This window comes from Planotetraspora sp. A-T 1434 (assembly GCF_025420585.1).
Classification (GTDB): domain Bacteria; phylum Actinomycetota; class Actinomycetes; order Streptosporangiales; family Streptosporangiaceae; genus JAOEGB01.
Genome location: NZ_JAOEGB010000098.1, coordinates 1 through 650, shown reverse-complemented (window position 1 = coordinate 650; position 650 = coordinate 1). Strand labels below are relative to the sequence as shown.

The window sequence follows — 650 nt, the reverse complement described above, 5'->3', positions numbered from 1 at the left end:
CGGCGGGGACCACGTAGGCGACCAGGTGTTTACGGCCGGAGTCCTCCTGCCGGGCCACGACCACGGTCTGCGCCACATCCGGATGGGCCTGCAGGGCGGCCTCGATCTCGCCCAGCTCGATCCGGAACCCCCGGATCTTCACCTGCTCATCGGCCCGGCCCAGGAACTCCACCACCCCATCCGAACGCCACCGCACCACATCCCCGGTGCGATACATCCGCGACCCCGGCTCCCCGAACAACGCCGGACCGAACGGGTCGGCCACGAACCGCTGCGCGGTCAACCCCGCCCGGCCCAGATACCCCCGGGCCAGCCCCGCACCCGCGATGTACAACTCGCCGGCCACCCCCACCGGCACCGGATGCAACGACCCATCCAGCACATACACCCGCATGTTGTCCAACGGAGACCCGATCGGCACACTGTCCGGAACCCCGCCCAGCTCACCCATCGGGAAACTCGTCGCGAACGTCGTCGTCTCGGTCGGGCCGTACCCATCGACCACCCGCACCCCCGGGCACGCCTGCATGACACGCCGCACCGCACCGGCCGGGACCACATCCCCGCCGGTCCACACCTCCCCCACCCCCGCCAGGCACCCCGGCGCCTCCGCCGCGACCAGCCGGAACAGCCCAGCCGTCAGCCACACC

1 protein-coding gene is annotated in these 650 nt (G+C 71.7%); it reads right to left on the bottom strand.

Features of this window, described 5'->3' with window-relative positions:
* Nucleotides 1-650, bottom strand: a 650-nt coding sequence (locus tag N5079_RS35125; protein ID WP_261588540.1) for an AMP-binding protein, incomplete at both ends; no start/stop codon positions are given.